This is a genomic window from Pelomonas sp. Root1237, assembly GCF_001425055.1.
Classification (GTDB): domain Bacteria; phylum Pseudomonadota; class Gammaproteobacteria; order Burkholderiales; family Burkholderiaceae_C; genus Pelomonas.
Genome location: NZ_LMDK01000016.1, coordinates 793,256 through 817,836, shown reverse-complemented (window position 1 = coordinate 817,836; position 24,581 = coordinate 793,256). Strand labels below are relative to the sequence as shown.

General features: G+C 68.9%; 21 protein-coding genes and 1 tRNA gene. 10 read left to right on the top strand and 12 right to left on the bottom strand.

Annotation, left to right across the window (positions count from 1 at the left end; translation table 11 throughout):
* Window position 1: 1 nt before the first annotated feature.
* The 3 genes from ASC91_RS16515 (at window position 2) to ASC91_RS16505 (ending at window position 1,838) form a co-directional block, all read left to right on the top strand.
* Window positions 2-415: a phage holin family protein gene (locus tag ASC91_RS16515; RefSeq protein ID WP_235532007.1), complete on the top strand. Its 414-nt coding sequence runs from the start codon at window positions 2-4 to the stop codon at window positions 413-415.
* On the top strand, window positions 396-1,256 hold the full coding sequence (locus tag ASC91_RS16510) for a lipocalin family protein (RefSeq protein WP_056198734.1): 861 nt from the start codon (window positions 396-398) through the stop codon (window positions 1,254-1,256). Before ASC91_RS16515 ends, ASC91_RS16510 begins: the two co-directional genes overlap by 20 nt.
* Window positions 1,257-1,331: 75 nt before the next feature.
* Window positions 1,332-1,838, top strand: a complete 507-nt coding sequence (locus ASC91_RS16505; RefSeq protein ID WP_056198731.1) for a hypothetical protein — start codon at window positions 1,332-1,334, stop codon at window positions 1,836-1,838.
* Between the two features lie 13 nt (window positions 1,839-1,851).
* Here ASC91_RS16505 and ASC91_RS16500 read toward each other — a convergent pair whose 3' ends face one another.
* The 4 genes from ASC91_RS16500 to ASC91_RS16485 all read right to left on the bottom strand — a co-directional run bounded on the left by ASC91_RS16500 (window position 1,852) and on the right by ASC91_RS16485 (window position 6,357).
* Complete coding sequence (locus ASC91_RS16500; RefSeq protein ID WP_056198727.1) at window positions 1,852-2,304, bottom strand: PA2169 family four-helix-bundle protein; 453 nt, start codon at window positions 2,302-2,304, stop codon at window positions 1,852-1,854.
* A gap of 116 nt (window positions 2,305-2,420) precedes the next feature.
* Complete coding sequence (locus ASC91_RS16495) at window positions 2,421-4,676, bottom strand: ATP-binding protein (protein ID WP_056198725.1); 2,256 nt, start codon at window positions 4,674-4,676, stop codon at window positions 2,421-2,423.
* Window positions 4,677-4,813: 137 nt separating this feature from the next.
* Entirely contained in the window at window positions 4,814-5,977 is a 1,164-nt protein-coding gene (locus ASC91_RS16490; protein ID WP_056198720.1) for an AI-2E family transporter, read from the bottom strand.
* A 62-nt stretch (window positions 5,978-6,039) separates the two neighbouring features.
* Window positions 6,040-6,357, bottom strand: coding sequence for a BON domain-containing protein (locus ASC91_RS16485; protein ID WP_056198716.1), 318 nt, complete (start codon window positions 6,355-6,357; stop codon window positions 6,040-6,042).
* A 362-nt stretch (window positions 6,358-6,719) separates the two neighbouring features.
* On the opposite strand from ASC91_RS16485, the gene rpoN reads away from it, so the two are divergent.
* Window positions 6,720-8,228 carry an RNA polymerase factor sigma-54 gene (gene rpoN, locus ASC91_RS16480; RefSeq protein WP_056198713.1) on the top strand — a complete coding sequence of 503 codons (1,509 nt, stop codon included), beginning with the start codon at window positions 6,720-6,722 and terminating at the stop codon, window positions 8,226-8,228.
* A gap of 160 nt (window positions 8,229-8,388) precedes the next feature.
* Here rpoN and ASC91_RS16475 read toward each other — a convergent pair whose 3' ends face one another.
* Both ASC91_RS16475 and ASC91_RS16470 read right to left on the bottom strand, forming a co-directional pair.
* Complete coding sequence (locus tag ASC91_RS16475; protein ID WP_056198708.1) at window positions 8,389-9,714, bottom strand: sorbosone dehydrogenase family protein; 1,326 nt, start codon at window positions 9,712-9,714, stop codon at window positions 8,389-8,391.
* An 89-nt stretch (window positions 9,715-9,803) separates the two neighbouring features.
* Entirely contained in the window at window positions 9,804-10,238 is a 435-nt protein-coding gene (locus tag ASC91_RS16470; protein ID WP_056198705.1) for a CBS domain-containing protein, read from the bottom strand.
* 440 nt (window positions 10,239-10,678) lie between these two features.
* Between ASC91_RS16470 and ASC91_RS16465 the strand changes: the two genes are divergently transcribed.
* The 3 genes from ASC91_RS16465 (at window position 10,679) to ASC91_RS16455 (ending at window position 12,179) form a co-directional block, all read left to right on the top strand.
* Window positions 10,679-10,870, top strand: a complete 192-nt coding sequence (locus ASC91_RS16465) for a CsbD family protein (protein ID WP_056198702.1) — start codon at window positions 10,679-10,681, stop codon at window positions 10,868-10,870.
* A gap of 72 nt (window positions 10,871-10,942) precedes the next feature.
* The gene (locus ASC91_RS16460; RefSeq protein ID WP_082532726.1) at window positions 10,943-11,599 is read left to right on the top strand and encodes an OmpA family protein; all 657 of its coding nucleotides are present in this window, start codon (window positions 10,943-10,945) and stop codon (window positions 11,597-11,599) included.
* A gap of 118 nt (window positions 11,600-11,717) precedes the next feature.
* Window positions 11,718-12,179, top strand: a complete 462-nt coding sequence (locus ASC91_RS16455) for a hypothetical protein (protein ID WP_056198699.1) — start codon at window positions 11,718-11,720, stop codon at window positions 12,177-12,179.
* A 20-nt stretch (window positions 12,180-12,199) separates the two neighbouring features.
* Here the strand turns inward: ASC91_RS16455 and ASC91_RS16450 are convergent, their stop codons facing one another.
* Window positions 12,200-12,913, bottom strand: a complete 714-nt coding sequence (locus tag ASC91_RS16450) for an HAD-IIIA family hydrolase (RefSeq protein ID WP_056198695.1) — start codon at window positions 12,911-12,913, stop codon at window positions 12,200-12,202.
* Between the two features lie 268 nt (window positions 12,914-13,181).
* Between ASC91_RS16450 and ASC91_RS16445 the strand changes: the two genes are divergently transcribed.
* On the top strand, window positions 13,182-14,105 hold the full coding sequence (locus ASC91_RS16445) for a Ku protein (protein WP_056198692.1): 924 nt from the start codon (window positions 13,182-13,184) through the stop codon (window positions 14,103-14,105).
* A 10-nt stretch (window positions 14,106-14,115) separates the two neighbouring features.
* Window positions 14,116-16,632 (top strand): DNA ligase D, encoded by a 2,517-nt coding sequence (gene ligD, locus ASC91_RS16440; RefSeq protein WP_056198689.1) that lies wholly within the window; start codon window positions 14,116-14,118, stop codon window positions 16,630-16,632.
* Here the strand turns inward: ligD and ASC91_RS16435 are convergent.
* Window positions 16,619-18,514: an AAA family ATPase gene (locus tag ASC91_RS16435; protein WP_056198686.1), complete on the bottom strand. Its 1,896-nt coding sequence runs from the start codon at window positions 18,512-18,514 to the stop codon at window positions 16,619-16,621. The two genes, ligD and ASC91_RS16435, sit on opposite strands and share 14 nt — an antisense overlap.
* 182 nt (window positions 18,515-18,696) lie before the next feature.
* A tRNA-Thr gene (locus ASC91_RS16430) sits at window positions 18,697-18,772 on the bottom strand.
* Between the two features lie 118 nt (window positions 18,773-18,890).
* Here ASC91_RS16430 and ASC91_RS16425 point away from each other — a divergent pair.
* Complete coding sequence (locus ASC91_RS16425) at window positions 18,891-19,667, top strand: alpha/beta hydrolase (protein ID WP_056198683.1); 777 nt, start codon at window positions 18,891-18,893, stop codon at window positions 19,665-19,667.
* Window positions 19,668-19,686: 19 nt separating this feature from the next.
* On the opposite strand, the gene ASC91_RS16420 is transcribed toward ASC91_RS16425, so the two are convergent.
* From ASC91_RS16420 to prfB, 3 genes are all read right to left on the bottom strand, one after another.
* Window positions 19,687-20,697, bottom strand: a complete 1,011-nt coding sequence (locus ASC91_RS16420) for a class 1 fructose-bisphosphatase (RefSeq protein ID WP_056198682.1) — start codon at window positions 20,695-20,697, stop codon at window positions 19,687-19,689.
* A 3-nt stretch (window positions 20,698-20,700) separates the two neighbouring features.
* On the bottom strand, window positions 20,701-23,364 hold the full coding sequence (pepN, locus tag ASC91_RS16415) for an aminopeptidase N (protein ID WP_056198675.1): 2,664 nt from the start codon (window positions 23,362-23,364) through the stop codon (window positions 20,701-20,703).
* An 84-nt stretch (window positions 23,365-23,448) separates the two neighbouring features.
* Window positions 23,449-24,553 (bottom strand): peptide chain release factor 2 gene (gene prfB, locus ASC91_RS16410; protein ID WP_157281678.1). Its coding sequence is split into 2 segments (ribosomal slippage): window positions 23,449-24,471 and window positions 24,473-24,553, totalling 1,104 coding nucleotides; the frame shifts between segments, so codons are not numbered across the junction.
* Window positions 24,554-24,581 lie beyond the last annotated feature (28 nt).

Here is a 24,581-nt window from a genome sequence, read left to right as displayed (position 1 = left end):
CTTGGCCGACTCACCGCAAGACCAGCCCGCCCCACTGCTGGAGCAACTGCAGTCGCTGTGGCGCGAGTTGCCTGGCCTGGTCAGCGACCGGGTCGAGCTGCTGTCGCTGGAGCTGCAACGCGCGGTCCAGGCGCTGGCCCAGATCGTTGCACTGATGGTGGCCGTGGCCATCCTCGGTGTGACGGTCTGGCTGGTGCTGTGGGCCGGCGTCATCCGCCTGCTGGTCGCGGCCGGGCTGCCGCTGGAGGTGGCCCTGCTGCTGGCCATCGCCGTCAACGGGCTGGCCATCGTGCTGGCGCTGCAACGCGTGCGCAGCCTGTTGCCCAGGTTGCGCCTGCCCGCAACGCGGCGCCACCTGATGCTGGCTCCCGACCCACAACCCAATGAGGCCAGCGATGAACGCGCCGCTGCCTGAACCCGATATCGATGCCCGCATCCTGGATGTCGAGCACCGGCTGATGGCGCGCGAGGCCAGGCTGCACGCGGGTGTCGAAGGTCTCACGGGCCAGCTGCGCCACCGCTTGCAACCCAGGAAGCTGCTGCTGCCGGTGGGTGGCGCACTGCTCGCCGTTGCGGCGCTGCTGGCGCTGCGCCGGCGCCCTCACGCCGAGCCCGCAACGCCGCGCCCCACCGGCGCGCTGCGGAACATTCCCTGGCTGCGCCTGCTTGGCCTGGCCTGGCCGCTGCTGCCCGAGCGCTGGCGCGGCCGCGTCAGCCCCGCTGCGGCAAGCAGCTTCGTGACGCTGGGGCTGCCCCTGGTCGAGACCTTGCTCGGCACGCATCGGGCCGAGCCACTGGCCACCGTTGCCGAGGTCGACCTGGCGCAGCTCAGTGGCCGCTGGTTCGTGGTCGGTGAATTGAAGGCGCACGGTGCGCCGGCGTTGCAGCCGCCGGAGTTCGGCCTGCTGCCGCGCGACGACGGGCGGCTGGATCTGCTGGAACGCCGGGTCGACGGCAATGGCACCCACGGCAGCGAGGCCTTGGTGGAGCCGGTGCCAGGCGGCCATGGCGCCCGGCTCAGGATCAGCCACTGGCCCGAGGCGTTGCGCTGGCTGCCGCTGGCTTGGCTCGAGCATGGCGTGCTGCATGTCGATCCGACTTATGACGAGGCGCTGATTGGCAGCACCGGACGGGACGCGCTGTGGTTGCTGTCACGCCGACCGACGCTGGTCGCGCAGCGCCGCCAAACGCTGGTGCAGCTCGCGCGGGATCGCGGCTTCGCGGTGGAAAAGCTGCGCTTTTACGACGCCGGCTGATCCGCGGGCACGGCGGCACACGCCTTGCCTGCGATGGGTGCGGGGCCGTCCCGCGTTTCACAGCCGGAGGTTTTCATGGCACGCAGCAGCCTGCTAGGTATCGATTCCGCCGCGGCCGAGCCCGCCGGCCGCGACAAGGCGAGCCTGGGGCCCAGCGACAGCTCGGACAGCGGCAGCGACGTGGCGGGCATGGACGGTGAAGACGACGGCACCGACCCCGGCCTGCCCGTCGACGTGGCCCTGCGCGACGATCAGGTGGCGCCCTTGCCGCTGGGCGAGTCGCTGCCGTCCAGCGAAGGCGAGACGGGGGTGCGCGACGGCGCCGACATCGGCGTGGACCGCGTCTTCACGCCGGGCGAAACCGATGACACCGAAGCGTTGCTCACGGCCATCGACGAAGCGCCGCAAAGCGAGGACGACGAGGAAGATGAAGAGGAGGAGCAGGAGGGTGAGGCCAGCCGGGTCAACACCGCTGCCAAGCCTCGCCAGCGCGCCACCAAGGCCGCGCCGGCGCAAACCGACAGCGAGGAGCGGCCCGGCGATGCCGATGCCGAATCCTCGCACCGCCCCGGCCGAAGCTAGGGCGGCTGCACGCTCAGACGGCGGCGCGGGCCTGATCGCGCAGCGTGCGCACCTGCAGGTGGTTGCGCTTCACGCCTTCGTACTGGCGCTCCACGACCATGCGCACATCGGGCGGCAGGGCCTCTTCCAGCGCCTTGCGATAGGCGCTCATCGCGCTGTCCTCACCGCGCTCGGTCTCCTCGAGGATGGCCTTGTCGGTGTAGCCGGCCAGCGTGCCCTTCACGGCCACCCAGCCGCGGTGCATTGCACCGGCGGCGGTACCGCTGTCCTCGGCCTTGCCGCCCAGGCGCACGACCTGCGACTGCAGTTCGGTGGCAGCCTGGCGGCACTCCTCGGCGCGGCGCTCGAAGGACTGCTTGATTGCCGGGTCCTTCAGGTATTCCGCCGAGGCGTGGAAACCGTATTCACCGTCCTTGCAGGTTTCGATCAAGTCGTTCAGTGTGTCGATGATGTCGTCGTTGCTCATGGCAGATCCTTTCAGGGTTCGATGAAGACGCGCCGGCCGCCCGCAGGCATACCGTGCGTCCAGCCCTGGCATCGGCATTTGGCATGCCCGCGCCTGCCGCGGTGGCTGAGTTGTCGTTACGGCGTGTGGCCGGCCGTGGGCGGCGGGTGGGCGATGCGTGCCGCCGCGAGGGCCGCCTGCAGCGCGGCCAGCAGCTCGGCCGGCGCGCAGGGCTTGTGCAGGGTGATGAACTCGCCTTCGCCAATGGCCGAGTTGTTGAAGCCGGTGATCAGCACCACCGGCAGGCGCGGGCGGTGCTCGCGCAGCCGGCGCGCCAGAGCGACCCCGTCCATGGCGCCGGGCATGACGACGTCGCTCAGCACCACATCCGCCCCGGCCCCGTCGTCCAGCAGGCGCAGGGCGGCGCCCACCTCGGCGGCGCGCAACACGCGGGCACCATGGGCCATCAGCAGTGCCGCCGTCACGTCACCCAGGGCCTCGTCATCCTCGACCAGCAGCACCGTGGCGCCGGCAATGCTTTGCGGGGCCGTGTCGGCAAAGGCCGGCATCTGGTTGTCCTGGGCGTTGCTCGCCACCGGCAGCAGCAGCGACACCGTGGTACCCACGCCCGGCGTGCTGGCCAGGCGCGCGGTGCCGCCGGCCTGGGTCGCGAAACCATGGACCTGGCTCAGCCCCAGGCCGCTGCCCTGACCCACGCCCTTGGTCGTGAAGAAGGGCTCGAAGGCATGCTCGACCAGGGACGGATCCAGCCCCATGCCGTCGTCCCCCACGGTCAGCAGCACATAGTCCCCCGGCGGCAGGCCTTCCTTGTCGTGCGCCTCGGCATTGCTGGCCCGCAGCCGCAGCTCGCCGCCCGTCGGCATCGCGTCGTGGGCATTCAACGCCAGGTTGACGAGAGCGAGATCCAGCTCGTTGGCGTCCACCCGCACCGGCCAGACGTTGGCCGCCACCTGCACCTGGATCTCGATGCGCCGCCCGAGCACGCTGCGCATCAGCTCCTGCACCTCGGGCAGGTAGCGGGCCAGCGACAGGGTCTGCACCCGCACCGGCCGGCGGCCGGAAAAGCGCAGCAGATGCTGGGTCAGCGCGCTGCCCTTGTCGACCGAGCGCTGCGTGGCGCGCAGCGGCCCCTGCAGCTCGGCGGCGCTGGGGTGGCGCTGCATCAGGTGCATGCTGTTGCTGATGACGCCCAGCAGGTTGTTGAACTCGTGCGCCACGCCGCCGGTGAGCCGGCCCAGGGCGACGACGCGCTGGCTCTGGGCGCCCCGCTGCTCGACATGGCGCGTGCGCTCCACGGCCTGGGCCACGCTGAGTTCCAGCTCGGCGCGGCTGGTCTCCATGTCGCGCGCCGCGCTGGCCAGGGCCTCGGCCACCTCGTCGCACTCGGCCATGCCGGTCGGGGCGGCCTGCACCGGCCGGCCGGCCTGCAGGTCCTGGGCGAGGCGCTTGAGAGCGCCTATCGGCCGCTCGATGCGGCGGGACACCCAGATGGCGCCGGCCATGGCCAGGGCCAGCAGTGCCAGCGCGCCCACCGCCACGCGTTGCACGGCCTGGGGCACGCGGCCGGCGAATTCCTCGCGCGGCATGGCGCTGACATAACTCCAGCCGAGGGCCGAGGTGCTGAAGTAGCCGGCCGTGGCGCGGCCGTCCAGCGAGATCGATTCGAAGCCGCCTTCGCGCGCCGCCGCCATGCGCTGACGCAGGTCGGCGCGTCCCTCGCGGCCGACATAGGCCGCGCCGCCGGGCAGCCGGGCCACGAGGCGGCCGCTGCTGTCCATGACAGCGCCTATCCAGCCCGGATGCGGCGACTGCGCCTGCAGGACGCGCTGCAGCTCCGAGGGCCGCACCGTGACGACCAGGTTGTAGACCAGGCGGCCGTCGCGGGTCACCGGCTCCACCCAGGCGGCATGCGGCTCCGGGGGCACGCCCGTGGGAGTGGGCGCAACGGGTTGCAGCGGCAGCATGACGGGGGTGGCACTCAGCGCCTCAGGCGCGCTGGATTCGGCGCTGGCGCCGTCGCCCGGCCGGGTGCTCAGCAGCAGCTTGCCCGGTGCCCTCAGCTCAACCCAGCCGCTCAGCCCCTGCATGGCTCGCCGGGCCAGGCGCTCGAAGGCCAGGCGGCTCTCCTCGCGCAGCGGCCCGGGGCCGTCCAGCGCGGGTGACTGCGCCAGCACCTGGGCGATGGCCGCGCGGCGCGACAGCTCGCCGTCGACCAGCAGGGACAGCGCGCGGGTCGTGTCGCGCAGCGTGCGCTCATGCGCGTCGCGTTCGGTCTCGTAGATGCTGGCAATCAGCCAGGCGACGCCCAGCATGCCGGGCAGCAGCACCGACAGCACGAGCAACAGCAAGCGGGAACGAATGGTGACCGGCATGGCGGGTCCAGGTGCGGGCAGGCGTGAGCTGATTGCACGGACGCAACCATAGCGCTGTGGCGCGCCCCGGCCACGAAGAAGTATCAGGCCGCCTTGGCAATTGGCGTGCCCGACTGCGTGCGGCGGAGCCACCGCCCCTAGGTGTAGTGCTTGCGTGAGCGGGATTTCGATGGCGGCCCGCGCAGCAGCGAGCCCAGCGACGGCGACGGTGCGTGCCGGTCGCCCTCCAGGAAGCGCCGCAGCAGCGCCAGGCCCCGCTGGCGCTGGCACACGCTGCGCAGCCCGATCAGCAGCGGCACGGCGATGAGGGCGCCGACGATGCCCCACAGCCAACCCCAGAACAGCACCGACAGGAAGACCGACACAGTACTCAGCGACAGCCGGCGCCCGACGATGATCGGGCTGACGATGTTGCTTTCCACCGCATGGATGGCCATGAAGGACAGCGTGGGGCCGAAGATTTCCGGCCCCGTCTCGAAGGTCGCGATGCCGGCGAGCAGCAGCAGCACCATCAGCGCCATCGGGCCGAGGTAGGGAATGAAGCACAGCAGCGCGGCGATGCAGCCCCACAGCGTCGGGTTGGGCAGGCCCAGCAGCCACAGCACCAGGGCCAGGATGACGCCCACGACCGCGTTGATGATGCCGACGGCGGCGAGGTAGTGGCTGATGTCGCGCTGGGCTGCGCGCACGCCGCCCAGCAGCAGCGCGCGGGTGCGCCGGCGCGGCAAGGCCTCGATGCTGCGGGACAGCAACCATTGCTCGGAAGCGAGCAGGAAATAGGTCAGGATGACCGTGGCCGCGGCTGCCAGCAGGAAGGACAGGCCCCGTGTCAGCACCAGGCCGGTCAAGGCCACGCCTTCGGTGGCCAACCGTTCCTTCAAAGGGTCCGATGCTGGTGTCGCCGCCACCCGGCCGAGCCGCGTGGCGGGCTGCGGCGGGCTCAAGCCCGGAATGGCGGCCCGCAGCTTCTCCAACTGCTCCAGCAGCTGGGCGACGGTGGTGGGCGCGGCCTGCCACCAACTGGCGGCCGGGCGCGCCAGGCTGCTGGCCACGGACACGGTGGACAGCAGCAGTGCCAGCACCAGCAGCAGTGCGCCGATGGAGGGCGGCACGCCGCGGCCGTGGAGCCAGCGCACGGCAGGCGCCAGCGCGAAGGTCAGCATGACGGCGATCAGCACCGGCGCCAGCAGCGGCCGGGCCTCGCGCACGGCGAAAACCAGGGCGACAAAAAAAATGCCGCGCAGAGCCCAGGCGCTGCGCGGCGGTTGGGACGGCTCGAGTCGCGGATCAGGCGCCGTCATGGGGTCCCCGACCTAGTGTGGAGTCACCCTGGCGGCCGCCGTGGCTGGGGTCTGCATGGCGCTCACTTCTCCGGAGGGCGCACGATGATGTTGTTGCGCACTTCCTTCACGTCGGGCGTGCTGCGGGCGAGCTGGCCGGCGCGATCTTTCTCGGCCTGCGAAGTGGCGAAGCCGGCGAGCTGCACGGTGCCCTTGAGTGCCTCGACCTGGATGCGCATGGCGCTGACCTGGCTGTCTTCGGCGAAGCGTGCCTTCACGCGGGTCGCGACGGTGGCATCGTCGACATACTGGCCCACGGTGCTCTGGCCGCTGGTGACCGCGCAGCCGCTGGTGCCGAGGGTGGCCAGCGCGACCATCGAGACGATGAGGATCTTCTTCATGCGTTCTCCTATTGCGAGGGATCTCGCGCCCGGCCAAGGGCAAGGGCTGTGCCTGCGCTGGGTTGAAAGGCGAAAAGGGCTGCAGCGGCCGGCGTCGAACATGCCGTATCAGGCGGCACGCTTTGCCGAAATTGCCCGTTCGGGGAGGCCGCCCCGGTAAATCTTGCAGCGGCGCGGCGCCCGTGGGCGGGGCGTTCCATGGGCTTCACGCTTGCCATGCGCCGCTATTCCCTGGGGGCGGAGCCAAACTGTTTCGGGATGCGACAAGCAACGCTCGCCGGCACGGAGGTTGCATTGACTGAAGTTCCCGCGCGCCGTCCACGCACGGCGCGGCAAAAGCGACGTTGCCTACAGGAGCACCCGTGCCCTCCATGGACCTCCGTGCCGACCACCGGCAGACCCAGACCCTGTCCCCCCGACTCCAGCATGCAGTGCGTCTGCTGCAGATGTCCTCGCTCGACTTTGCTGCGATGCTCAGAGACACCCTGGGCCGCAACCCTTTCCTCGAGACCGAGGAGGGCGAGGCCGGTGACGGAGAGGGCAGCACGGCGCTGCCGCTGGCTACCGGCACCGAGGCCGGCCCGATGGAGCAACCGTCGGCCCTTTCCAGCCTGATGGAGGAGGGTGTTTCGGCCGATGCCGGTACCGAGCTGCCCGCTGCGGCCAACGATCCCGACACCAGCGGCGGGCCCGAGGATGGCAGTGACCGGGACCTGTGGGCGACCGACAGTGCCGGGCAGCGCCGCGCCGAGGACGGCGAACTCAGCGCGCTCGACATGATGGCCGTCGAGACCTCGCTGGCGACGCATCTGCACGGACAACTGAACGTGCTGCCGCTGTCCGATCGAGACCTTGCGCTGGCGCGCACCATCGTCGAGTCGTTGGACGACGACGGCTATCTGCGCACGCCGCTGGAGGAGCTGATCGACGTCACCGGCCTGGAGCCGGCGCCCGAGCTGCAGGAGATGCAGTTCGCGCTGAGGCTTGTGCAGTCGCTGGACCCGGCGGGCGTGGCGGCGCGCGACGTCGGCGAGTGCCTGCTGCTGCAGCTGCCCGGCATCGACTGCGCCGACACGCGGGCCCTGGCCCAGGACATCGTCACCAACCACCTGCCGGCGCTCGCGGCGCGCGACGTGGCTTCGCTGGCGCGCCAGTTGGGCGAGTCGCCGGCGCGCGTCGAGGCGGTCTGCGACCGCATCCGCCGCCTGGACCCGCGGCCGGGCTGGCGCTTCGGCTCCACGCAGGTGCCGTATGTCGTGCCCGACGTGATCGTGAAGAAGGTGCGCGGCCATTGGACCGTGCAGCTCAACCCGGCCATCGTGCCCCGCGTCAGGCTGAACCAGGTCTATGCCCAGCTCTTCCAGCGCCACCGCACGGCGGCCAACGCCGAGCTCGGTGCCCACCTGCAGGAGGCGCGCTGGACGTTGCGCAATGTCGAGCAGCGCTTCTCGACCATCCTGGACGTGGCCGAGGCCATCGTCAGGCGCCAGCACAACTTCCTGGACTACGGTGCCATGGCGATGAAGCCGCTGGGCCTGCGCGAGATCGCCGAGGAAGTGGGCATCCACGAAAGCACCGTCTCGCGTGTGACCAACAACAAATACATGGCCACGCCGGTGGGCGTGCTGGAGCTGAAGTACTTCTTCAGCCGCGCCATGATCAGCGCCAATGGCAGCGCCTGCTCCGGCACGGCGATCCGTGGCCTCATCAAGGACATCATCGAGGCCGAGAGCCCGGATGCGCCGCTGTCGGATGCCGAGATCACGCGTCAACTGGCCCAGCAGGGCCTGGTGGTGGCGCGGCGCACCGTCACCAAGTACCGCCAGATGCTGAAGATCGAGGCGGTGGACCGCCGTCGACGCGTGGCTTGACACGCCCCTCGTCCGGTCTCGCCCTGCTGAACTCGGGCGTGCCCAGCCGGTCCCCCAAGGGGACGGCGATGCGTGCCGGGTTGACCGGCGCGCACATCGCCTAAGCGGGCCGGCTTGGGAGCGGCCCGGCGCTCGGCCCGAATGCACCCGCTGAGATGACTTAGCGCGGCGCCACGCGCCAGATGGCATTGCCCACGTCATCGGCTACCAGCAGCGCGCCGCGAGCATCGACGGCCACGCCGACCGGGCGGCCACGGGCCTCGCCATCTGCGCTCAGAAATCCCGTCAGCACGTCCGCGGGCAGGCCCTGCGGATGCCCGTTTGCAAAGGGGATGTAGACGACCTTGTAGCCCGCGAAGGGCTTGCGGTTCCAGGAGCCGTGCAGGCCGACGAAGACACCTTCGGACGAGCCACCGGGAAGCAGCTTGGGCACGGGGCTGGTTCCTGCAGCAGTCAGGCCCAGCGCGGCGACGTGAGCGCCCAGCGCATAGTCGGGCACGAGGGCTTTGGCGACGAGATCGGGTCGTGGCGGCTGGGCGCGGCTGTCCACATGGGCGCCGTACCAGCTGTAGGGCCAGCCGTAGAAGCCGCCATCGCGCACCGAGGTCAGGTAGTCGGGCACCAGGTCGCTGCCGAGCTCGTCGCGTTCATTGGCCACGGTCCACAGCACCGGTGCGCCGCCGGGCGCGGCCATCCAGGCCATGCCGTTGGGATTGCGCAGGCCGGTGGCGAAGAGGCGTTTGGCGCCGCTGCTGCGGTCGATCTCCCAGATGGCGGCGCGACCTTCCTCGGCCTCGATGCCATGCTCGGCCACATTGCTGTTGGAGCCGACCGTCGCGTAGAGCTTGCTGCCGTCGGGGCTGGCGATGAGGCTCTTGGTCCAGTGGTGGTTGCGCGTGCCGGCGGGCAGGTCGGTCAGCTTGCGGCCGGGGCCGCTCAGGCTCGTCTGACCAGGCATGTAGCTGTATTCCCAGACCGCATCGGTGTTGGCCACGTAGAAGCGATCACCAACCAGGGCCATGCCGAAGGGCGAGTTCAGGTCCTGCAGGAAGACGGTCCTGACCTCGGCGCGGCCATCGCCGTCGGCGTCGCGCAGCAGCGTGACGCGGTTGGCGCTGGGCGTGGCTGAACCGGCCTTGGCCATCAGCTTCTTCATCACCCAGCCCTTGAACCCCTTGCCTTCGTCCGGCCGTGGCGGCGCGTTCGTCTCGGCCACGAGCACGTCGCCGTTGGGCAGCACATGCAGCCAGCGTGGGTGCTCCAGCCCGCTGGCGAAGGCTTGGGCCTGCAGGCCTGGCGCGGCGATCGGTGCCTCGCCAGCCGCCCAAGGGCGGGTCGAGGCGACGTGGGCGGTTGGCACCAGGGTCTGCACCGGTTCGACCAGGGTGGGCCGGGGGCCGACGTCAGCACCCTGAGGCAGGCGGGCGCTCTCGCCGCAAGCAGTCAGGGCCGCGGCGGCCAACAGCAATAGGCAGCGTGTGTTCATACGCAGGTCTGGCAAGCCAGATGCCCGACAGATGCCCGGCGGATTTGCGGCGCAGATGGCCGCGGCCGTGCCGCTGGCTTGAGTGGCCCTCAGTGCGGCGCCGTGGCGTCGCCAGGCGCGGAGATCTCGCGCAGGGCGCGGTCGATGTGACCGGACTCGCGCACCGCCAGGTCGCCCAGCGACACGATGCCGATCAGGCGCCCGTTCTTGTCGACCACCGGCAGGCGGCGCAGCTGGCGGGCGCCCATCAGGCGCTTGGCGTCCTCGGCATCCTGATCGGCGGTGCAGGTCTGGACCTCGGGGCTCATGATGTCGGACACGCAAGCCTGGTCGGGATTGAGGCCGTCGGCGATGCCGCGCACCGTGATGTCGCGATCGGTCAGCATGCCGAGCAGGCGTTCACCGTCGCAGACGGGCAGGGCGCCGACGTCCAGTTCCTGCATGCACTGCGCCGCGCGGCGCAGGCTTTCCTGCGGCTGGATGGTGCGCACCTGGGTGGACATGATTTCGGCGATGGTCGACATGATGGTCTCCTGGGTGAGGCGGACAGCGGGCAAGACCGCGGGCCCGGCGCAGGCGAGCCCGCGTTGCCGCGGTCGGTCGGTCAATGGAAGAAGAGATAGACCAGCAGCAGCACGATGCCCGGCACGCCGAGCAGCCACGCGAGAAGATATTTGCCCATGATGATCTCCGGTGAGGTGGGGTAGGCAAAGCTTCGCTGCAACGGCAGCGGTGGGACAGCGGACGAGGCGCGACAGGCACGTAGGAAGAGCGGCAGCCGACCTGGTCGATGTTGTCAGCGGGCGCGCCATGGGGCGGCCCGCTGGCTTTGCTGAGCCGCGACGTAGGACTGGACCCACCCGCCGACCCGGCCCAGGCCGGCCCGGGTGCACTGCCTGGCTCGTTAGTCTGACGCCAGTCCCCTAGGCAAGTCGTCACGGGGGTCGTCACAAAGGAGCACACCATGAACACCGATCAAGTCAAGGGCAGCGTCAAGGACATCGCGGGCAAGGCGCAACGCAAGCTGGGCGAGGCCATTGGCAGCACCGAGCAGCAGGTCAAGGGCGCCGCGACCCAGGTCGAGGGCAAGGTCCAAAAGGCCGTGGGCGATGCCCGCGAGGTCGTCAAGGACGCCCGCGACCAGCGCAAGATCTGATTGCGCCGCACGCCATGCCCCCGCCGCCGGACCTCAGGGTCCGGCGGCGCTTTTTCTGTCGAGAGGTACACCATGCGTTCTTCCAAGATTCCGTTGCGCAGCGGCGCGACGGCCACCCTGATCGTGGCGGCCCTGCTGGCCGCTGGCTGCTCGTCGATGAGCGAGCGTGAACAAGGCACCGCCAAGGGTGCCGGGGCCGGTGCTGTGGCCGGCGCCATCATTGGTTCGGTGACCGGCGGCAGCGCCGGGCGTGGGGCCGTCATTGGCGGCGCTGTCGGCGCGGTTGCCGGCAACCTGTGGTCCAAGCGCATGGAGGACAAGCGCGCCGCCCTGGCCCAGGCGAGCCAGGGTACCGGCGTCGAGGTCGCGCGCACTGATGACAACCGCCTCAAGCTCAACGTGCCCAGTGACGTGTCCTTCGACACCGGCCGCGCCGACATCAAACCGCAGATGCGCCCGGTGCTCGACGAGATCGGGCGCAACCTGGACCCGGGTGTGCATGTGACTGTCGTCGGCCACACCGACAGCACCGGCAGCGATGCCATCAACGAGCCGCTGTCGCGCGAACGCGCTGCGGCCGTGCGCGACTATCTGTCGGCCCGCGGCGTGTCGAGTTCGAGAGTCACCGTGGCGGGGCGTGGCTCTCACGAGCCGGTGGCCGGCAACGACACCGAGGCCGGCCGTGCCGCGAACCGTCGCGTGGAGATCTTCCTGGCTGAACAGGGCTAGAGCCAGGAGCCACCAGCCCGTAGTGGGCGCACCGCGATTGATCAATGAGGGTTGGTGCTAGGCATCCTCGGGCGGCAAATCGACCACCCTTCGCGCATTTCGACCGATTGGAAGATCCATGCGCAAGAGCGTTGCCGTCGTTGTTGCCGGCCTGGTGGCCGGTGCCCTGGACATCGTGGCGGCGTTCGCGAGCTATGCGGCGCAGGGCGCCACCGTCGAAGGCATCCTGAAATACATCGCCAGCGGGCTGCTGGGTGCCTCCGCCTTGCAGGGCGGCATGGCGATGGCGGGACTGGGGCTGCTGTTCCACTTCTGCCTGACCACGGCCATGGCTGCGGTCTTCATGGCTGCGGCATTGCGGTTGGGCGCGCTGACGACGTACCCCTGGCTATGGGGCAGCGTCTACGGCCTGCTCACCTGGGTGGCGATGGTCTACGTCGTCGTCCCGCTGTCAGCGGTCAACGGCTGGCAGCTTCCGCACGGGTGGAACATCGTCAGCGGCCTGCTGTCGCACATCTTCTATGTCGGCGTTCCCATCGCCCACATCACGCGCCATGCCTTGCGCCCGCGGGCGGCCTGAGCGTTCTGGTTCGCGCCGACTCAGTCGGGCCGATGCCAAGCCACATCAGGCGTCGCCTGCGGCTGCATGACGCTGCCCGGGGCTGACGCGAAAGAGGGCAGGCGGGCGGTGGCGAGCTTCTCGACATAGTCGGCCAGCGCGGGCCAGTCGAAGAAGCGCGCGTCGGGCTCCCGCAGGGGTGAGCGACGCCAGACGGTCTCGCCGCCACTGTCGAAGAGCAGGCCCTGGCAGCCCGCGCGGTGGCCGGCCTCGACGTCATCCAGCCTGTCGCCCACCATCCAGGAGCGCGCCAGGTCCAGGCCGTAGCGGTGAGCGGCGCGGATCAGCATGCCGGGTGCCGGAATGTGGCACAGGCAGGCCGGGCGGCCTTCGTCGTCGGGTGCGTGGGGGCAGACTTCCACGCCCTCGATGCGCACGCCGAACTCCTGCTGCAGCCGTTGCAGCAGGACCTGCTGCAGGCGCGCGAACTCCGCCCTGGTGAAGCGGCCGCGCGCCAGGCCGCTCTGGTTGGTGACGATGACCAGGGCCAGCCCCGCGCGTTGCAGCCTGGCCAGGGCCTCGCCAGCGCCGGGCATGAAGCGCAGCAGCAGCGGGTCGGCGTTGTGGGGTGCGCCCTCGACGAGGGTGCCGTCCTTGTCGACGAAGAGGCAGGGCCGCAATGGCGCGCGGGCCGGCGCCGGCCGCTGCAGGTCGCGCAGTGTCAGACCGCTCAAGGCATAGGGTGCATAGCTCATGGGCGCACCTTGGGCTCGGCAAGGGCGGAGGTCGGGAAACGGCAGTCGCTCATGTCGGGGGTCCGGGCTGAAGAAGGTGCGGCACCGCTCCCGGCAATCGGCGTGCCCGCCCCGGAACGACGCTGCCGCAGCGCTTCATGACGGCGGCAACATGAGCCTGCTTGCCCTGGCGACGCGATGCGTCCCGGCGTCCTACACAGCGATGCGGCGCTGTTCCCTGACCCGCCGCAGGCCGGCCGGCGTAGCTTGTCGGGACACAGGAGATTCCATGGCCACATCCGCCCGCTCTATCGCTTCCCTGACCCTGAGTTTCGGCCTGGTCAACGTGCCCGTGCGCCTGTTCTCGGCTACCGAGGCGGGCGCTGACATCCGCTTCAACCTGCTGGCCAAGGACGGCGCGCGTCTCAAGCAGCAATACGTCAACGAGCGCACGAAGAAGGTTGTCGAGCGCAAGGATATGGTCAAGGGCTATGAGGTCGAGGACAACCAGTTCGTGCTCTTCACGCCGGAGGAGCTCAAGGCGCTGGAAGAGGGCAGCAGCCATGTCATCGAGATCGTCAGTTTCGTGCCGCTGGCTTCCATCGACCCGCTGTTCTACGATAAGAGCTATCTGCTCGCGCCGGACAAGCGCGGCGACAAGCCCTACGCCCTGCTTGCCGAAGCCTTGCGCCGCTCAGGCCGCTGCGCGCTGGCCAAGTGGTCCTGGAAGGCCAGGCAGTACGTGGTGCAGGTGCGCGCCAATGATGACGGGCTGATCCTGCAACAGCTGCGCTATGCCGCCGAGGTGCGCTCGCTGGCCGACCTCGACATCCCCAAGGCCAGCATCTCCAAGCCGGAGCTGCAGCTGGCCCTGCAGCTGGTGGAGCAGATCGCGGCGGACAGCTTCGAGCCGGCGCTGTTCCACGACGAGGAGAAGGACCGGGTGCTGGCTGCCATCGAAGAGAAGGTCAAAGGCCGCAAGATCGTCGCTTCCACGCGCGAGGAGCATGGGCCGACAGGCGGCGGCCAGGTCATCGACCTGATGGACGCACTGCGCGCCAGCCTCGGCAGCAAGCCTGCTGGGAAGCCCGCCGTGAAGGCCGGCGGCAAGACGTCTGCCAAGGTCACGCCAATGCCGGCGCGCAAGGCGGCCACGCGCGATGCCGCCGAACCCGAGGCCGCAGCCCCCAAACGGCTGCGGGCGCGCAAGTAGCGCCTGACCCATGAGCAAGCCCCGCCCCGCCACCGCCGAGGCGCCATTGGCGCGCTACAACGCCAAGCGCGATTTCAGCGGCACCGCCGAGCCCAAGGGGAGGCTGGGGCGCCGCAAGTCCAAGGCCTTGGGCTTCGTCATCCAGAAGCACTGGGCCTCGCACCTGCACTACGACTTCAGGCTCGAACTGGACGGCGTCATGGTCAGCTGGGCCGTGCCCAAGGGGCCGAGTTTCGACCCCGCGAAGAAGCAAATGGCCATCCATGTCGAGGACCACCCGGTCAGCTACAACAGCTTCGAGGGCGAGATTCCCAAGGGGCATTACGGCGCCGGCACCGTCATCATCTGGGACCGCGGCAGCTGGACGCCGGTCGGCGACCCGCGCGAGGGCCTGGCCAAGGGCAAGCTGATCTTCGAATTGCATGGCGAGAAGCTGGCCGGGCTGTGGGAGCTGGTGCGCATCTCCAAGCCGGGCGAGAAGAAGCAGGACCAGTGGATCCTGTTCAAGAAGCGCGGCGATGCCTGGGCGCGGCCGACGGCCGAATACGACGTCATCAGCGCCTTGCCGGACAGCGTCGTGGAAAAACCCCTGGGCCCCGTGGAGGAGCGTGAACCGCGGGTGCGCGCACAGCCGCAGACGGCCGGCCCCGATCTGTCCCGCGCAAGGAAGGCGCCGTTCCCGAAGACGCTCGAGCTGCAGCTGGCAACGCTGATTGCCGCTGCGCCCGCAGACGGCGACTGGGTGATAGAGAACAAGTTCGACGGCTATCGCATGGGCGTGCGCATCAGCAAGGGCAAGGTCGCGCTGATCACGCGCAATGGCAATGACTGGACCGCGAAGCTGGCGCCGCTTGTCGATGAACTCGAGAAGCTCGGCATCGATCAGGCCTGGCTGGACGGTGAGATCGTCGTGTTGAACGAGCATGGCGTGCCGGACTTCAACCGGCTGCAGAACGCCATCGACAACGCGCGCACGCAGGACATCGCCATGTTCCTGTTCGACCTGCCCTTCCTCGGCGACACCGACCTGCGCGAAGTGCCGCTGCGCAGCCGGCGCGCGGTGCTCAAAGAGCTGCTCGAAGGCCGCACCTCGGCCCGCGTGCGCTTCAGCGATGAGCTGCCGGCGGCGCCGTCGCAAGTGCTCGCCGCGGCCTGCCAGCTGGGCCTGGAAGGCGTGATGCTGAAGAAGGCCGACTCGCCCTATGTCTCCCGGCGCAGTGACAGCTGGCTCAAGCTGAAATGCCAGCGCCGCCAGGAATTCGTCGTCATCGGCTTCACCGACCGCACGAACTCGCCCCAGGAAGTCGGAGCCCTGATGCTGGGCTATCACCAGGACGGCAAGTTGCGCTCGGCCGGCTCGGTCGGCACCGGCTGGGCCTCGGCGCAGGGGCGCGAGCTGCACCGGCAGTTGAGCAAGCTGCAGACGAAGACGCCGGCCATAGCCCCGGCGGCCGTCGAGCCGGGCCGCTGGTCGCGCCGCGCCCGGGGTAGCGAGCGCTGGGTGCGGCCGGAGATGGTGGTGGAAGTGGCCTTCGGCGAGTGGACGCCCGATGGCCATATCCGGCATGCGAGATTCGTTGGTGTGCGCGCCGACAAGGCGCCCAAGGCGATCCAGCGCGAGCAGGCCGCGGCGGTACGGCCTTCGCCCAGGACGAGCGTCAAGATCAGCCACCCCGACCGGGTCATCGACACCTCGACCGGGCTGCGCAAGATCGACCTGGTGCACTACTACGAGAGCGTCGCGGACCGCATCCTGCCGCACCTGAAGAACCGCCCCGTCTCCCTGGTGCGTGCACCGCAGGGCATCAGCGGGCAGCTGTTCTTCCAGAAGCATTCGGACAAGGAGATCCCGGGCATCACGACCCTCGATCCGGCGCTGTGGCCGGAACACGAGGCGCTGATGTCCGTCGACAGCGTCGAAGGGCTCATCAACGCCGCCCAGCTCAATGTCGTCGAGTTCCACACCTGGAACTCCAAGGTCGGGCGCATCGACCTACCGGACCGGATCGTGTTCGACCTGGACCCGGGCGAGGGCGTCAGCTGGGCGCATCTGCAGGAGGCGGCCGCCCTCACGCACACCATGCTCGAGGAGCTGGGCCTGAAGGCGTGGCTCAAGACCAGCGGTGGCAAGGGCCTGCATGTGGTGGTGCCGCTGGCGCCCAAGCTGGACTACGACACCGTCAAGGATTTCTCGCAGGCCGTCGTGGCCCACATGGCCGAGACCCTCCCGCAGCGCTTCGTCGCCAAGAGCGGCGGCAAGAATCGCGTTGGCAAGATCTTCATCGACTACCTGAGGAACGGGCACAGCCAGACGACGGCGACGGCGTTCTCTGCGCGGGCCCGGCCGGGATTGGGCGTCTCCATGCCCGTCAGCTGGGAGCAGCTCGGCTCACTGAAGAGCGGCGCGCAGTGGACCATCACGACGGCGCGCGAGTACCTGTCCTTCGAGAAGGAGGACCCGTGGCGCGACTACGCCAAGTCGCGGCAGACGCTGGCCACGGCGAGAAAGCGGCTCAAGCTGCCGTAGGCTCGCCCGCCAGCACGCGCTTCAGCGGTGCGCCGCTGACGGTCTCCTGCCCGAGCAGCAACTCGGTCAATGCGTCCAGGCGGTCACGCTTGTCCTCCAGCACGCTGCGGCATTCGGCCTGGGCACTCTCGAGCAGGGCGCGGGCCTCGTCCAGCAGCGACTTCTGTACGTCGGGGCCGATGAGTTCCTTCGGCACGCCGGCCATGCTGAGCAAGCCGAAGGTCTTGCCAAAGCCCATGGAGCCGATCATGTTGGTGGCGAGCTCGGACGCGCGCTTGAGGTCGTCGGCCGCGCCGGAGGAGGTGTTGCCGAAGGCGATCAGCTCGGCCTCGCGGCCCGCCAGCATCATCGCCAGGCGGGAGCGCAGCTCGCGTTCGCCGTACAGCGGCTCCTCGTGGGTGCGGGTCACATAGGTCACGCCCAGGGCCGGGCCGCGCGGCTCGATGCTGACGCGCTCGACACTGCCGGCCTCCAGCACATGGGCCACCAGCGCATGGCCGGATTCATGGAAGGCGATGCGGCGCAGCGTCTCGGGCGTGATGATGTCCTTGCTGTTGCTCACCTCGCCGCCGAGCTGGTGCGTCTCCAGCGACTGGTAGACGCGCTCCTCGCTGACATGGGCTTCACCCGCTTCAGCGGCGTAGGCGGCGGCGCGGTTCACGCAGTTGGCGATGTCCGCCGGCGACATGCCGGCCGCGGTGCGGGCGATCGATGGCAGGTCCATGCCCGTCGATGCCTTGATCTGGCCCAGGTAAAGGTCGAACAGCTGCTGGCGCTCGGGCACCGTGGGCATGGCCGTGCGCACGATGAGGTCGAAGCGGCCAGGCCGGCGCATGGCCTCGTCGATGTTGTCTATGTGGTTGGTGGCGCCGACGATGACGACATTCTCCAGCGAGGAGAAGCCGTCCATCTCCACCAGCAGGCGGTTGATGATGCGGTTCTGCTCCTGCTCGCCGCCGCCCCCGCCGGCTTCCTTGCCGTTGCTGCGCCGGCCGATGCCGTCGATCTCGTCGATGAAGACGATGCAGGGCGCTGCGTCGCGGGCCTTCTTGAAGAGCTCCTTCACCTTGCCGATACCGGCGCCATAGAACATGGAGCTGAAGTAAGAGCCGTCGACGCTGATGAAGCTGGCGCCGCATTCGCCGGCCAGGGCCTTGGCCAGCAGCGTCTTGCCGGTGCCCGGCGGGCCGTCAAGCAGCACGCCGCGCGGCGCCTTGGCGCCCACGGCGGCGTATTGCTTGGGATCCTTCATGAAGGCTGCGACGCGTCGCAACGCCTTCTTGGCCTCTTCGGCGCCGATGACGTCGTCGAAGCGGGTCTTGGGCTTGTCGGCCAGGCGCGTACGCTGGCTCAAGGGGCCGCGCAGCTGCAGATAGACCAGCGGGCCGGCGATCAGCAGCATGACGAGCAGCGGCGCCAGCGCGCTCCCGGCCCGCTCCAGGGACTGGAACAGGCGCTGGCCGCCGGTACGCGCGTCGACGTCGATGTCGGTCAGCGCAAAGCCTTGGGCCACGCTGAGTTCGCCCAGGCGTGAGCCGATCTCGTTCTTGCAGCCCAGGCCGCAGTCGATGAGCCGCGTGCTGAATTGATGGCCGGCGCGGTCGGTGTAGAGCACCAGGCCGCCGCTGACACCGACGGCCGCAACGTCCTTGGCCTGCAGGGCGCGCTCGAACTCGGAAGCTTCACGCGGGTGGGCCAGCCATTGTTCGGGCGAGCGCTCGAAGCTGAGGGCGGTGGCGTTCTTGCGGGCCTGCACCTCGCTGGTCGTGCGCTCGTGCAAGGTCGACAGGCCGAACAAGGCCAGCAGCGCCGTGACGACGATGGCGGCAATGATGAGTTTCTGACGCAAGCCCGGCGTGGGGGTGTTGCTGGCGCTGTCCATGGTGTGCGGGCGACTTCGGGAACTGCAATCCATGCAGACTAACGGCCCGGTGCCTGCGCCGCGCGTGCGTTATCGAGGTTGGGCTGAGGTCGTTTGCAACAGCTGTTCCAAGTGCGGAAAACTGCCCAGAACGCAAAAAGGGCCTGATCGCGAGATCAGGCCCTTGGTGCTTCTTCTTGTTCTGGTGCCGGCAAGAGGAGTCGAACCCCCGACCTTCGCATTACGAATGCGCTGCTCTACCAACTGAGCTATGCCGGCCTCACGCTCAACCGATGGTCATTCCCCAGCGGCCAGCGAAGCCCGAGATCATAGCGCAACTGCATTGAGCCGCCAAGATCGGCTTGCTTTTCGGGCGTCAGGACGCAAACTCCGGCGCATGAAAAAGATCAGGAATCTGCTGCTGGGGGCGTGGATGCTGGGTGCCACGGCGCTGACCCAGGCCGAGGATGGGCGCTTCGACGTCGCCACCCGCGAGGGCGTTGTCACGCCGGTGTTCTGGCAGGCTGCCGAAGCGGCGCGGGCGACGGTGTTGCTGTTTCCCGGTGGCAGCGGCGGCTTCGGGCGCATCGAAGCGGGCCGGCCAACGAGCCGCAATTTCCTGGTCCGCTCCGCAGGGGAGTTCGCCGCGCGCGGCTACAACGTCGCCATCTTCGGCAAGCCGAGCGACACGCCCGATCTGGGCTACAGCGAGCGCATCTCGGACGCCCACATGACCGACATCCGCGAAGTGCTGAAGGCCGTCAGGCAGAAGTCGCCATTGCCGGTCTGGTTGGTCGGCACCAGTCGTGGAACGGTGTCGGCCACGGCGGCGGCCATCCGATTGCAGGGGGAGATCGCCGGCCTGGTGTTGACGTCCAGCATCGTCGCCTGGGACAAGCCGGGCGCCGTGCCGCGCCAGGAGTTGTCGGCCATCCGCGTGCCGGTGCTGGTGCTGCACCACGCCAAGGACCAGTGCCGGCAGACTCTGCCTCATGACGTGGGCTACATCCCGCGCGGGCTGACGGCTGCGCCAGTGAAGAAGCTGGTCGTGGTCGACGGCGGCGCCGACCCGACGGGCGACGCCTGCGAGGCCCTCCACTGGCACGGCTTCATCGGCATGGAGGCCGAGGCCGTCCAGCTCATCACAGGCTGGATGGACCGGCCTATGCCATAGACGCTTCTTGGTACGCTTCTCAGGACGCGTCGAGATGATAGGCGGCGATACGCTCGACCTCGTTCTTGGAGCCCAGGGCCACGGCCACGCGTTCGTGCAGCTTGGTCGGCTTCAGGTCCATGATGCGTTCACTGCCGGTGGTGGCCACGCCGCCGGCCTGCTCGACGAGGAAGGCCATCGGGTTGGCCTCGTACAGCAGGCGCAATTTGCCGGGCTTGTCGGGCTCGCGCTGGTCCCAGGGGTACATGAAGACGCCGCCGCGGGTCATGATGCGGTGCACGTCGGCCACCATGCTGGCGACCCAGCGCATGTTGAAGTCCTTGCCACGAGGCCCTGTGGAGCCGGCCAGGCATTCGTCGATGTAGCGGCGCACCGGCGGCGCCCAGTGGCGCAGGTTGGACATGTTGATCGCGAATTCCTTGGTGTCTTCGGGAATCCTGACCTGGTCCTGCGTCAGCACCCAGGAGCCGGTCTCGCGGTCCAGCGTGAAGACAGCCACGCCGTCGCCCACCGTCAGCACCAGCATGCTCTGCGGTCCGTAGACGCAGTAGCCGGCCGCCGCCTGCTGCTTGCCGGGCTGCAGGAAGTCTTCTTCGCTGACGCCACGCGAATGGCCCACCTTGCGCAGCACGCTGAAGATGGTGCCGATGGACACGTTGACGTCGATGTTGCTGGAGCCGTCCAGCGGGTCGAACAGCAGCAGGTATTCACCCTGGGGGTAGCGGTTGGGCACGACGTAGATGCCGTCCATCTCCTCGCTGGCCATGGCCGCGAGGTGGCCGCCCCATTCATTGGCCTCGATCAGCACCTCGTTGGCGATGATGTCGAGCTTCTTCTGCACCTCGCCCTGCACGTTCTCGCTGCCGGCGGTGCCCAGCACGTCGCCCAGCGCCCCCTTGTTGACGGCGATGGCGATGCGCTTGCAGGCGCGGGCGACGACCTCGATCAAGAGGCGCAGTTCCTGCGGGATGTGGCCGTGCTCGCGCTGCTGCTCGACGAGGTATTGGGTCAGGCTGGTTTGACGAGACATCGATCAGCCTCCCGAGGCCAGCGCGCGTTCGACGATCTCGCGCACGTCGCTCGACAGATCAGGCTTGGCGGCAACGCGCGCGACGGCCTCGCGGGCGGCGCTGCGGTAGGGCTCGGCCAGCACGGCCCAGCGGTCCATCGCGCGGGCGAGGCGGCTGGCGAGCTGCGGGTTGATGGCGTCGATGGCGAGCACCTGTTCGGCCCAGAACACATAGCCGGCCGCGTCGGCGCGGTGGAACGCAGCCGGGTTGAACATGTACAGCGAGGCCAACAGGCTGCGCGCACGGTTCGGGTTCTTGAGTGTGAAGTCGGCATGCTTGGTCAGCGCCTTGGCACGCGCGAACACACGGCCATCGGCCTCGGGCGCGCGCGCCTGGAGCGAGAACCACTTGTCGACCACCAGTGCATCGTCCTTGAACAGCGCGTGGAAGCGCTGCAGGGCCGGTGCGGCCAGCTCGGCGTTTGCGTTCACCAGGGCGGCCAGCGCGCCGAGACGCTCGGTCATGTTGGACGCGTCCTTGAAGCGCTGGTAGGCCTTGCCCGGCCAGACGGTGTCGCCCGTGGCCTGCGCATCCAGCACGAGCATGGACAGGGCCAGGTTGGCCAGCGCCCGCTTGCCGGACGAGACCGGGTCGGGCGTGTAGCCACCGCTGATCTGGTTGGCCTCGAAGGCCGCGGCCCAGTCGTCGCGCAGGGCGGCGGCGAGCTGGGTTTGCGCGGCCATGACGGCAGCGTGGATGGCCTGTGGGTCGACGACGTCGAGCTGCTCGGCGATATAGGCCTCGCCAGGCAGGGTCAGGGCCAGTTCCTTGAAGGCCGGGTCCAGCTCGGGATGGTTGAGCAGGACCCGCATCGCGTCGATGAAGACGGGGCTCAGCACCAGCGGCTGGCCCGCGCGCAGCGAATGCAGGATGCGGTTCAGCGCCAGGCGCTGGCCGGCTTCCCAGCGGTTGAAAGGGTCGCTGTCGTGGCGCATCAGCACGATCAGGCCGGCGTCGGACAGGCCGTCCTCCAGCACCACCGGCGCCGAGAAGCCGCGCATCAGCGAGGGCACGGGCTCACTGTCGATGTTCTCGAAGACGAAGGTCTGCTCGGCCTGGTCCAGTACCACCACGCCCTCGGTGTCGCCCTGGACGTTCACGGGCAGGGCGGCGCCGTGGCGGTCCAGCAGACCCATGACGATGGGGATCACCTGGGGCTGCTTGTCGCCCTGGCCCGGCGTGGCGGGTGTGGTCTGCGTGAAGCGCAGCGTGAAGGTGCGGGCGGCGGCGTCATGCTCGCCGCGGGCGGTCACGCGCGGCGTGCCGGCCTGCGAGTACCAGCGCTTGAAAGTGTCCAGGCGCGTAGCGAGGCCCGAGCCGGGGTTGGCGTCGGCAATCGCCTGCGCGAAGTCGTCGCAGGTCACGGCCTGGCCGTCGTGGCGCTCGAAGTAGAGCTTCATGCCCGCCTCAAAGCCCCTGCGGCCGACCAGCGTCTGGTACATGCGCACGACCTCGGCGCCCTTCTCGTAGACGGTGGCCGTGTAGAAGTTGTTGATCTCGCTGTAGCTGTCCGGGCGCACCGGGTGGGCCATGGCGCCGCTGTCCTCGGGGAACTGCGCGGCGCGCAGCTGGCGCACGTCCTGGATGCGGCAGACGGCACGGGCCGACGGCGTGCCGGCCATGTCCATCGAGAACTCCTGGTCGCGGAAGACGGTCAGGCCTTCCTTGAGCGACAGCTGGAACCAGTCGCGGCAAGTGACGCGGTTGCCGGTCCAGTTGTGGAAATACTCGTGGGCGACGATGGACTCGATGCGGTTGAAGTCCGCATCCGTTGCGGTGGCGGGCGAGGCGAGCAGGGCGCTGGTGTTGAAGATGTTCAGGCCCTTGTTCTCCATCGCGCCCATGTTGAAGTCGGACACGCCGACCACCATGAAGCGCTCCAGGTCCAGCGGCAGGCCGAAGCGGGCCTCGTCCCAGACGATGGAGGCGATCAGCGAGTTCATCGCATGCTCGGTCTTCTCCAGGTCGCCGCGGCGCACGTAGACCTGCAGCAGGTGGTCCTTGCCGGCGCGGGTGCGGATGCGCTGCTCGCGCGCCACCAGGTCGCCGGCGACGACGGCGAACAGATAGCTGGGCTTGGGGAAGGGGTCGGCCCAGACGGCGAAGTGGCGGCCGTTGTCGAGCGTGCCGCTGTCGACGAGATTGCCGTTGGACAGCAGCACCGGGTAGAGGGTGGCGTTGGCGCGCAGCGTGACCGTGTAGACGGCCATCACGTCGGGGCGGTCCAGGAAATAGGTGATGCGGCGGAAGCCCTCGGCCTCGCATTGCGTGAAGAAGCTGCCGCCCGAGGTGTACAGGCCGGAGAGGGCCGTGTTCTTGTCCGGGCAAGTGGTGTTGCGGATCTCGAGCGCGAAGTCGGCGTCGGGTGCGCCTTCGATGATGAGCTCGTTACCTTCCTGGCGGAAGGAGACGCTCGCGCCGTCGATCAGCACGCGCAGCAGGTTCAGTTCCTCGCCGTGCAAACGCAGCGGGCCGTGGGGCACGGCGCGGTTGCGCTCGATCTGCATCTTGCTGGTGACCAGGGTCTTGGCCGGGTCGAGATCGAAGGTCAGGTCGACCTTGCGGATCCAGAACGCCGGTTGCTGGTAGTCCAGGCGTTGGATCAGGGTGGCATTGCCTTCACGCATTGGGGCTTCCTTGGAAATCGGTCAGTTCAGTCGAAGCGCTGCGCGCCAGCCGGAACGCGGGCGCGCAGTGCTTCAGGGAGGGCATCAAACGCCCTGTTTCAGCGACTCCGTGATGAACGGGTCGAGATCGCCGTCCAGCACCTTCTGCGTGGCAGACGTTTCGTAGTTGGTGCGCAGGTCCTTGATGCGGCTCTGGTCCAGCACATAGGAGCGGATCTGGTGGCCCCAGCCGACGTCGGTCTTGGTGTCTTCCAGCTTCTGCTGTTCTTCCTGGCGCTTGCGCATCTCATGGTCGTACAGGCGCGAGCGCAGGCGCTTCCAGGCGACGTCGCGGTTGCTGTGCTGGCTGCGGCCGTCCTGGCACTGCACGACGATGCCGGTCGGGATGTGCGTCAGGCGCACGGCCGAGTCGGTCTTGTTGATGTGCTGGCCACCGGCGCCCGAGGCGCGGAAGGTGTCGGTGCGCACGTCGGCCGGGTTGATGTCGATCTCGATGCTGTCGTCCACCTCGGGGTAGACGAACAGCGACGCGAACGAGGTGTGGCGGCCACCGGAGCTGTCGAACGGGCTTTTGCGCACGAGGCGGTGCACGCCGGTCTCGGTGCGCAGCAGGCCGAAGGCGTACTCGCCCTCGACCTTGATGGTCGCGCTCTTGAGGCCCGCCACGTCGCCGGGCGTCTCGTCTTCCAGCGTCGCCTTGAAGCCCTTGCGCTCGCAGTACTTCAGGTACTGGCGCAGCAGCATGCCGGCCCAGTCGCAGGCTTCGGTGCCGCCGGCGCCGGCCTGGATGTCGATGAAGCAGTTCAGCGGGTCGGCCGGGTTGTTGAACATGCGGCGGAACTCGAGTTCCTCGACCTTGGCCTGCAGCGCGGCGGCGTCCTGCTCGATGGCCAGCATGCCGGCTTCGTCGCCTTCCTCGCGGCTCATCTCGAACAGCTCGGTGTTGTCCGCCAGCGAGCTGGTCAGCGTCGTGATCGTGTCGACGACGGCCTCCAGCGTGCGCTTTTCCTTGCCCAGTTCCTGGGCACGCTTCTGGTCGTTCCAGACGTTGGGATTCTCGAGGGAGGCGTTGACCTCGTTCAGTCGCAGTGCTTTGCGGTCGAAGTCAAAGATACCCCCTTAGCGCGTCGGTACGCGCTGTGAGGTCGGCCAGGTTGTTGCCGATTTGGTTGATGTGTTCGATGTCCATGACGGTCGCTTGGTTCTTGGCGAAACGC